The sequence below is a fragment of the Streptomyces swartbergensis genome, assembly GCF_002148965.1.
GTDB lineage: Bacteria > Actinomycetota > Actinomycetes > Streptomycetales > Streptomycetaceae > Streptomyces > Streptomyces swartbergensis.
On the sequence record NZ_NGFN01000455.1, the window covers coordinates 1 to 5,793 of the forward strand.

The 5,793-nt window shown below is 72.3% G+C and carries 4 protein-coding genes; 1 reads left to right on the plus strand and 3 read right to left on the minus strand.

Annotated features, from left to right (window positions below; all coding sequences use genetic code 11):
* Window positions 1–296 precede the first annotated feature (296 nt).
* Window positions 297–743, minus strand: coding sequence for a MarR family winged helix-turn-helix transcriptional regulator (locus CA983_RS39705; protein ID WP_086605552.1), 447 nt, complete (start codon window positions 741–743; stop codon window positions 297–299).
* Window positions 744–823: 80 nt separating this feature from the next.
* Here CA983_RS39705 and CA983_RS39710 point away from each other — a divergent pair, with 80 nt between their 5' ends.
* Window positions 824–1,198, plus strand: coding sequence for a cupin domain-containing protein (locus CA983_RS39710; RefSeq protein ID WP_086605555.1), 375 nt, complete (start codon window positions 824–826; stop codon window positions 1,196–1,198).
* A gap of 16 nt (window positions 1,199–1,214) precedes the next feature.
* Here CA983_RS39710 and CA983_RS39715 read toward each other — a convergent pair whose 3' ends face one another.
* Complete coding sequence (locus CA983_RS39715) at window positions 1,215–2,237, minus strand: DNA polymerase Y family protein (protein ID WP_086605553.1); 1,023 nt, start codon at window positions 2,235–2,237, stop codon at window positions 1,215–1,217.
* Window positions 2,234–5,689 carry a DNA polymerase III subunit alpha gene (locus CA983_RS39720; RefSeq protein ID WP_086605554.1) on the minus strand — a complete coding sequence of 1,152 codons (3,456 nt, stop codon included), beginning with the start codon at window positions 5,687–5,689 and terminating at the stop codon, window positions 2,234–2,236. The genes CA983_RS39715 and CA983_RS39720 overlap by 4 nt, the downstream gene beginning before the upstream one ends.
* Between the last annotated feature and the right edge of the window lie 104 nt (window positions 5,690–5,793).

Sequence of the window (5,793 nt, forward strand, 5' to 3'; positions counted from 1 at the left end):
GAGTAGTCGTTCCAGCCGGAGCCCGGGGCACCGGCGGCCTGGGCGGTGGCGGCGGGGGCGGTGACGGCCGCGGCGGTCAGCAGCAGCGCGGCCAGGGGTCTGAGCGCTCGTTTCCAGGGCAGCATCGAGTGATCTCCTTGCGGCTCAAGGGAGGTGCGACGGCACGATGCCCTGTGATCCGGATCACGGGATGCTGTTCACTCGTCAAGTTACGAGTGAGTAGTCAAACTGGGAAGTTACGCGTCAGTAAAAACTTCCAGTGGTAACCGACGACGAGGGACCCGCCTGACACCCCTTCACCAGGCAGGCCGTATGGGCCCGCGCGGAGCGATCCGCAGCAACTGCTCCCCGAGCGCCCGCACTTCCCTCTCCCCCAGCGCGTCCCCCCATTCCCGCACGGCTTCGGCAGCCGCCTCCTCAGCAGCCCGCGTGCAGTCCCACCCCCGCCCGGTCAGCACGACCAGCCGCGCCCGCGCGTCGTCGGGGTGCGGCCGCCGCTCGGCGTATCCCTTGCGGACCATCTCGTCGACGAGCTGGCTGGCGGCCTGCTTGGTCACCCCGAGGTGGGCAGCGAGGTCGGTGACCGTCGCGCCGTCCGGGGCGAGCCGGGCGAAGGCGAAGCCGTGCGCGGGCCGCAGCCCCTCGAAGCCGCGAGCGACCACACCCTCGTGGATGCGTTGCGTGAGCCCGCCGACGACGGCGAGCAGGGCGGCGGACAGGGCCATGGCCTCGGAGTTCTGCACGCATGCATTGAAACACCCTTGACGGGATGGTCAAGCAGCTTGACTATATGGTCAAGCTGCTTGACCACTTGGAGGCCGTCATGCCCGTCGTCCGCTCGTCCGAAGCCGTCACCCACGAGATCCACGGCGCCCGCTTCGTCTCGTACGCCACCCCGCGCAGCGGCAGTAAGGAACTGTGCGCCTGGCGCGGCGAGATCCCCGCCGGTCTCAAGGCGCCCGCGCACACGGTCAGCCGGGAGGAGATCTTCCATCTGCTCGACGGCGAGCTGCTGATCACCCTCGACGGCCGCACCGAGCGGATCACGGCGGGCGACACGGTGATCATCAACCCCGGCGCCACCCTGACCGTCGAGAACCCCACCGACCGGACCGCGTACTCCTGGGTCACCACCTCCACGGGCCTGGAGGCACGGCTCGCCGACGGCACCCGCATCGTGCCGCCGTGGGCCAACTGACGTCACGCAGAAGGATCTACGCCGCCAGTCCCGCTAGCCCCCCGGGCATCACCGCCCGCGGCCCGAACTTCGCCCGCGCGCGGTCCGCGACCTCCTCGATGCGGCGGACCTTCTCGTCCACGGGGTCGAAGGTCAGCTGGTGGGAGGCCTGGTCCGCGGGGTCGAGCCCCTCGGCGCGCAGGGCGATCGCGCGGACCCGGGCGCGTTGCAGGCCGAGCGCCTCGTACATGCCGTACGCGGTCCGGGTCAGGTCCGGTGAGTGCGCGGTCGGCTCGTTCAGCTTGCGGCTGCGGGTCGTGGCCGAGCGGTCGGCGTAGCGCACGGTGAGGGTGAGCGTGCGGCACACCTTCTCCAGGGCGCGCAGCCGGGCGCCGATCTCCTCGGCGGCCGACAGCAGAGCTTGCCGATGCCGGTCCGGGTCCAGTTCGTCGCGGCCGAAGGGGCGTTCCGTGGCGAGGATGGGGGTCCCCCCTGCTCGAGCGCAGCCGAGAGCTTGGGGGAGGGAGACGGCGTTCGGTACGACCCGGCCGCGGTCGACGCCGTTCGCCTTCTCGTGCAGCTCGCGGCCGGCCTTCGCGCCGACCAGCCGCTGGAGCGTGGACAGCGGCGCGGCGGCGACCCTGCCGAGGGTGTCGAGGCCGTAGTCGCCCAGCGTACGGGCGGTCGCGGCGCCCACGCCGGGCAGCGCGGCGACGGGCTTGTCCGCGAGGAACTCCGCGATGGCCTCCGGCTCCTCGGGCACCGCGCACGTCACCCCGGGCACGGCGTCGCGCAGCGCCACACGGGCCAGCATCGGTCCGGGCCCGGCACCGATCAGGCAGTCGACCCCGTACAGCGCGAGCGACCGCACCCGGATCACCGAGGCCAGTTCGACGGCGTCCCGCCCGAAGTACCGCTCGGCGCCCCGCAGGTCGGCCAGCGCCCCGTCCGGTGGCAGGGCCTGGACGACGGGGGTGAACTCCTCGAGCATCCCGAGCAGTCGGGGCAGGTCGGCCTCGCGTGTCGGAGGCAGCTGGAAACGTACGCAGAGGATGGTCATCCCGCACTCCCCGGACTCTGGTGCCACAACTTTCTTCCCACCGCGGGCCCTTCGCCCGCGGGACGCAGATCGGCCCAGGGGTGCATCTCGTACCCCGTGGGCATGCGGATCTTCCGCTGCTCCGCCGGATCCTGGGCCTCGGAGCCCGCCGCCACCTCGCCGTCGCCGCCGGAACCGGCCCCGGGAGCGGCACTGGCCAGCCGGGCCGCGACTCCCTCCAGCCCCTCCTCCCGGCGCACCTCCAGCAGCTCGGCGAGGTTCCAGGCGGCGGCGCCCACCACGCTGAGGCTGCGCGGGCCGCGCCGCTGCACCACCCCGCGCACCAGCAGCAGCCAGGAGTGGAAGACGGTGTGGGCGCAGGCGTCGTGGGAGTCGTCGAAGAAGGCGAGGTCGACCAGGCCCGTGCCGTCGTCCAGGGTGGAGAAGATGACGCGCTTGCCGGACCGGATCGGCGGCGTCTGGGTGGCCGCCTTGGCGCCCGCGACCAGCACCGTCTCCCCGTGCCGGGCGTCGCGCAGCCGCCGCGCGGGCACCACGCCCAGCTCGTCGAGGAACGTCCGGTGATCGTCCATCAGATTGCGCGAGGCGTCCATGGACAGCACGCCCAGCTCGGCACTGAGCCGTTCCGACGAGGTGAGGTCCGGCAGCCCCGCCGGGGCCGTCTTCCGCCCCCCGGCCAAGGGCAACTGCCCACCGCCCGCGCCCCGCGCGCCCCGGTGCAGCTCGGTCAGATGCAGTTGCAGATCACGGCGGTTGGCGCCGAACGCGTCCAGCGCTCCCACCTGTGCGAGCCGCTGGGCCAGCGGACGGCTGGGCCGGCCCCGCTCCCAGAAGTCGACCAGCGAGGCGTACGGCTGCCCTTCGGCGATCCGCGCCGCCTCGTCCTCCCTGATGCCGTGCACATCGGAGAGCGCCAGCCGCAGACCCCATTTACCGGACACCAGTTCGATACGGTGTGCGACGCCCGACGTGTTCACATCCAACGGCAGCACCGGCACCCCGCGCCGCCGCGCGTCCGCCAGCAGCAGCCGCTTCGGATACATGCCGGGGTCGTGCGTGAGCAACCCCGCGTAGAAGGCGGCCGGGTGATGCGCTTTCAGCCATGCCGACTGGTAGGTCGGTACGGCGAAGGCGACCGCGTGAGCCTTGCAGAAGCCGTACGAGCCGAAGGCCTCGATGATCTCCCACGTCCGCCGAATCGTCTCCGCGTCATACCCGTTCGCCGCCGCGTGCTGCGCGAACCACACCTTGATCCGCCCCTGCGACTCCGGATCCGACAGCCCGCGCCGCACCCGGTCGGCCTCGCCGCGCCCGCAGCCGGTCATGATGTCGACGATGTCGATGATCTGCTCGTGGAAGACGACGACCCCGTACGTCTCCTTCAGCGGCTCCTCCAGATCCGGGTGCGGGTAGCGGATCGGCGCCCGCCCGTGCCGCGCCTCGATGAACGGCCGCACCATGTCGGCGGCGACCGGCCCGGGCCGGAACAGCGAGATGTCGACGACGAGATCGTGGAAAGTGGCCGGCTGGAGCCGCCCGACCAGGTCCCGCTGCCCCGGCGACTCGATCTGGAAGCAGCCGAGCGTCTCGGTGGACCGGACCAGCCGGTACGTCTCCGGATCCCCGGGCGGCAGGGCGTCCAGATCGACCCTGACGCCCGACACCCGCTCCACTTCCGCCACGGCGTGCGCCATCGCCGACTGCATCCGCACTCCCAGCACGTCCAGCTTGAGCAGCCCGAGGTCCTCGACGTCGTCCTTGTCGAACTGCGACATCGGAAAGCCCTCGCCGCTGGTCGGCATGACCGGCGTACGCGCCAGCAGGGAGGCGTCGGACAGCAGCACCCCGCACGGGTGCATGGCCACCCCGCGCGGCAGCGCGTCCAGCGCCTCGACCAGCTCCCACAGCCGCCCGTACCTCTCCTTCTCCCCCGCCAGCGCCCGCAGCTCGGGCAGCTCCTCCAGCGCGGCGCGGGCGTCCCGCGCCCGAATATGAGGAAAGGACTTGGCGACCCGGTCGATCTCGGCCGGATCCATGGACAGCGCCGCCCCCACGTCACGGATCGCATGCCGCACGCGATACGTCTCCGGCATCGCGACCGTCGCGACCCGCTCGGTGCCGAACCGGTCGATGATCTTGCGGTAGACCTCCAGCCGGCGCGCGGACTCCACGTCGATGTCGATGTCGGGCAGCACGACCCGCTCCTTCGACAGGAACCGCTCCATCAGCAGCCGGTGCTCGATCGGATCGGCGTGCGCGATCCCGAGCAGATGGTTGACGAGCGACCCCGCACCGGACCCCCGGGCGGCGACCCGGATGCCCATCTCCCGCACGTCGTCGACCACTTGGGCCACGGTCAGGAAGTAGGAGGCGAAGCCGTGGTGGGCGATGATGTCCAGCTCGTGGTGCATCCGCTCCCAGTACTCCCGCCGCCGGTCGTACCCGCGCAGCACCATTCCCGCCGCCGCCCGCGAGGCCAGCGTCCGCTGGGCGCTGCGGCGGCCGGCGCCGACCAGATGCGGCTCGGGAAAGTGGACGGTGCCGATCCCGAGGTCGTCCTCGGGATCGACCAGGCACTCGGCGGCCGTGACCTCGGTCTGCTCCACCAGCCGACGAGCGGTGTCCCGCCGGAACCCGGCGGCCTCCACGATCCGCTCGGCAGCATGCACCATGGCCCCCGCGCCCTTGAGCCAGGCCTCGCCGGAGTCCAGCTCCTTGGTCGGGTCGACGGGCACCAGCCGGCGCGCGGCGTCCAGCACGTCGGCGACCGGCCCCAGTCCCGGGTCGGCGTACCGTACGGCGTTGCTGAGCACGGGGCGGATCCGCTGCTCGGCGGCGAACCCGACGGTCCGGGCGGCCAGCCGCAGGGAGCCGGGCCCCGTGCCTTTCCGGCCGTGCCAGACGGCCTCCAGCCGCAGGGCGTCGCCGTAGACCTCCCGCCAGGGCACGAGCAGCCGCGCCGCACGGTCGGGACGCCCGGCGGCCAAGGCACGCCCCACATCGGAGTCGGGCCCGAGCAGCACGGTCACGCCCTCGGCGTGGTTTCGCTCCCAGGGCAGCAGGGGCGTCCCCTCCCCCTCATGCACCGCGGAGACGAGCCGGCACAGCCCGGCCCACCCACGGGCACCGTCCCGGGCGAGAAAGGTCACCCGGGGAGCCGACTCGTCGACGAAAGCGCCACCGCGCACAGGGGTCCGGCGCCGTCCCCGCCCGGCCCCGGGCTCGGGGGGCTCCGCTCCCGCCACCGCCAGATCCGCCCCGAACACCGGACGGACCCCGGCCTTCGCACAGGCCTTGGCGAACCGGACGGCACCGGCAAGCGTGTCGCGATCGGTGAGAGCCAGGGCGTCCATGCCCCGCTCGGAGGCACGCTCGGCCAGCCGCTCCGGGTGCGAGGCTCCATACCGCAACGAGAACCCGGAGAAGGTGTGCAGATGCGTGAAGCCCGGCACACGCACCTCCCGCACTCGTGAACCACACCGGCTCTCGAACATCTGTTCCCAGCTACCTCACCCCCACCATACCCCCATCCTCGAATGTATGTGCGACATCCGTT